The following is a 3,673-nucleotide window of genomic DNA, read 5'->3' on the forward strand; positions in this document are numbered from 1 at the left end:
TCCAACCAAGATGTGTATGGCATTTTAGGCACGGCGCGCCCGATTAGCTATTTTGATGGCGAAATCGATCATGAGGCAAATCGCCTTAACCAAGCCGATATTGCGACCTTTATTCCAGCACGACTTAGTCAAAATGGGCAGGGAGAAGTAGCTGCCAATGGACGTATTTTATGGGGAAATCATACCACCTCCAGTGACCCATTGTGGCGTTTTGTCAATGTGGTGCGCACCCGTGCAGCATTGGAAAAAACGATCATTAACAGTTTCCGCCCTTGGGCCAATGACGAGAATCTGACCGGTCAACATGTTATTGCCATTACCCGCAGCCTCACACAGTTTCTTGATGATCTGATTGCGCGTGGAGCGCTTTTGGGTGGGCGGGTTTGGTTTGACCGCGATTTAAATTCCAACAGCACTTTACAATTGGGAAAATTGCGGGTCGAGTTTGATGCAGAAGAAGTGCCACCTTTAGAAGATTTGAGTTTCGGCAGTCGGCGCAATAGCGCTTATTTTGATCGGTTGGCGCAAGATATCCAAAAGAAAATGACTTATCAATTTGGCGATACGCTTGAAACTTATCGCAAAGCAGCAAGGAGTTAGAGCATGACTTTACGCATTGTACGCGGTTTTACGCTGATTGTTGATGATGATGTGAATCTTCACCTTGATCTTGAAACATTGAAACTGCCCACGTTGGAAGAAATCACCGAAACCTATCAACCAGGCGGCTCTGATATGCAAATTGATGTGAGCGGTCTTGGTGTGAAAGCTTTGAGTTTACAAATGAAAATCCGCAGCCACACCCCCGAAATTATCGGCATCTTTGGTGGTCCTCCTGGTCTTCGTCATAAATTTACCGGCAAAAAACATGTGATCTCTGAAGAAGATGGACGCGAGCATGAGCATTCCATTGATGTTACAGGGCGCTTAGTCAAAGTGGATAGTGAAGGCTTAACAGCTGGAAAAGCTACAGGCTATGATTGCGAGATCAAAAATGTTTGGGACTATACGGAATTTTGGGATGGTTCTGTTTTGCACCGCTTTTCGTTTAAACGGGGCGGCTGGCTTGTCCGCAATGGGCAAGAGATCGGTTCTCGCCGCCGCTCTATTCTCAATTTATAGGAATTGATCATGACAAGTTTACAAACCAGCATTGACGTGGAATTGCAGGTTCCGCTTCTTTATCAAGATAAAGGTGGCAAAGAAACTCTCTGCAAGAAACTAACCTTTTATCGCCCAAACTTCAAGCAAGCACGCCAATTAGCGGTGTTGATTGGACCGCAGTTGGTAGAGCTCGTTCTACCCGCTGTAGAAAACGATAAAAAAACATTGGGCAATGATATTCTTGTTCTTAAGCTTTGTGAGGCTTTATTTACCCATGAGGCTATGGAAGGAATAGCCGTGCTTTTAGCCGATATGTCTCATGAAACGGTTGAATTGATTAATCGTCTTGATGTTGTTGACATTATTGCTGCCTTCAAGGCTTTTTTTGCTTTTTTTACGCAACGCCAATCCTCTCTGCCGGACAATTTGGAGCAGAGCTAGCCCTTTATTATCACTGGGCGCCTTCAGAAATTAACCAGATGGATTGGCTGGATGTGATTGCCTATCGAGAAGAACTGGCGCGCCTTAAAGCTCAAGAATATGAAAGCCATCAGTTAGGATAAAGAATCGTCATGGATGTTTCCCTTGTTGTGCGTTTTGTCAATCATCTGCAAGAGGGGATAGCTTCTGCCAAGCGTGATCTTGCATCCTTCAGTTCAGAGGTTGCGCATTTCCAAAACAAGACAAGGCAGCATTTTAAAGGGTGGTTTGACCCTCAGCATCTTGAGGATGCGACAAAGAATGCGGAAAATGCTTTTATCCAAGCACGCGGGCGTATGGTGGGTGCCATTGCGCAAACAGCAACCTTAATTGCACCCCTCTATAAAGCCATGCAATTTGATCAATCGATGAAGGGCTTGGAAAAGGTTCTGGACGCCCCCCTTCATCGCTTAAAGGAATTGCGCCGTTTTGCGCTTGAAACCTCCACCAAGATTCCGCTAGCGGCGCGTGAAGTTTTGGAACTGATGACCAGTGCCAGCCAAGCAGGAATTGGCGAACAAGATCTAGAAGCTTTTAGCATTTATGCTGCCAAAGCGGCTGTTGCTTTTGATATGACGGGAGATCAGATTGGGGAGCGCTTTGCCAAATTGCGCAATGTCTTTAAGCTTAATCAGGCAGGCATTGAAGATCTAGGCGATGCCATCAATCATCTCTCTAACCACATGGCTGCCAAGGCAAGTGAAGTGTCTGATTTTACCAATCGTGCCACCGGTGCGGCAACCATGTTTAAGCTCACCGCACGGGAAACAGCAGCTTTTGGCACGGCGATGATTTCTGCTGGGATTGTTCCAGAGAGTGCCGCGCGTGGTTTTAATGCCATGAGTGCCCGTATTCAGGCAGGAGGCAAACATATTGAAGATGCTTTTGCCAATATCGGGCTTTCCCGCGAAAAATTCATGCAAGATCTGGACAAAGATGCCACCGGTACCTTGGTACGCTTTTTTGATGTTTTAGCGAAATCTGAACAGGGTATGCGTTCGCTGATTGCCATTGCTGGGCGCGATTTTACTGGTGATTTTGCCAAATTGGTGGGCAATCCCGAATTGTTAGGGCAAGCTTTAGATTATGTGAAAGATCCACAAGTCTTTAAAGGCTCCGTAGAACAAGAGGCGGACAAACAAGCAACCGGCGCCATGCGGCAATTTGAACTCTTACAAAACCGCATTGTGGCTTTGGGCATTACCATTGGTGAAGTGCTTCTGCCCCCCCTCAACAGTCTCATGGAAAGTGTTGGCAATTTTACCAATGGGTTGATGGCGTGGGCGAATGCGCACCCAACTTTAACAAGCGCCATTATCAAAACCATTGCTGCCCTTATGGCTTTTAATATTGCTCTACGGGTTTTGCGCTTTACTCTTGCTGGGACACGCCTTGGGCTTCTTCAATTGATCACGTCTTTTATCAAGCTTAGAGTACTCAGTCGTGGTGTTGCTGCAAGCTGGCGTGGCTTAACAGCCGCAGGGCGCTCGCTGGGCTTGCTAACCGCGGGTCTTGGGGCAAGTTCACTCCGACTCTTACGCCCCATGACCTTGTTGGTCGGGGCTTTACGGGGGATTGCTGTCTCAGGAAGTGCATTTGCTGCCTCTTTTGGCTCTGTTGGGACAGTGATCGAAGTGGTTGGGGCGGGTATTTCCTCTGTTGTGGGGGGTATTTTTACCCCAATAGGGGCTGTGGTTGCTGCTGTTGTGGCGGTCATACTGGCTGCTGGTTTTGCTTTGTGGAAATATTGGGACCGTTTTTCTTCTTTTATGAAGGGCTTTGCACGGGGGGTATCTCGGGCTTTTGGGCAAGCCTTTGAAGCTGTCATGCGCTTTTTTGGTGCTGATACCACCACCATTACGCGTTGGAAAAATATAATCGCCAATGCTTTTGATTTCTCTGAACATTGGCAAAAGTTCAAACAAGGACTTGACGTTGTTGGCAGGTGGTTTGGCAATGTGTGGGAGGGGTTTAAACAAAGCCTTTCCAACTTTTGGAGCTGGTTGGGAAGCTTTTTTGCCCGCGAAAAGCTCTCTGATGATGCCAAGGCAAGTATGGAACAAGCTGGGGAAGATTTAGCGAGTTGGAT

At 47.1% G+C, this 3,673-nt stretch carries 4 protein-coding genes; all 4 read left to right on the top strand.

The window, feature by feature from the left end; translation table 11 throughout:
• On the top strand, positions 1 to 600 hold a 600-nt coding region (locus ACFIKR_RS08920; protein ID WP_375659599.1), incomplete at its 5' end, for a phage tail sheath family protein.
• Between the two features lie 3 nt (positions 601 to 603).
• On the top strand, positions 604 to 1,122 hold the full coding sequence (locus ACFIKR_RS08925; protein WP_015856800.1) for a phage major tail tube protein: 519 nt from the start codon (positions 604 to 606) through the stop codon (positions 1,120 to 1,122).
• A 9-nt stretch (positions 1,123 to 1,131) separates the two neighbouring features.
• Complete coding sequence (locus tag ACFIKR_RS08930; RefSeq protein ID WP_375659600.1) at positions 1,132 to 1,545, top strand: hypothetical protein; 414 nt, start codon at positions 1,132 to 1,134, stop codon at positions 1,543 to 1,545.
• A gap of 131 nt (positions 1,546 to 1,676) precedes the next feature.
• The coding region (locus ACFIKR_RS08935; protein WP_375659601.1) for a phage tail tape measure protein at positions 1,677 to 3,673 on the top strand (1,997 nt) is incomplete at its 3' end.

It is taken from the genome of Bartonella sp. MR30HLJHH (assembly GCF_042194195.1).
In the GTDB taxonomy this organism is placed as follows: domain Bacteria; phylum Pseudomonadota; class Alphaproteobacteria; order Rhizobiales; family Rhizobiaceae; genus Bartonella; species Bartonella grahamii.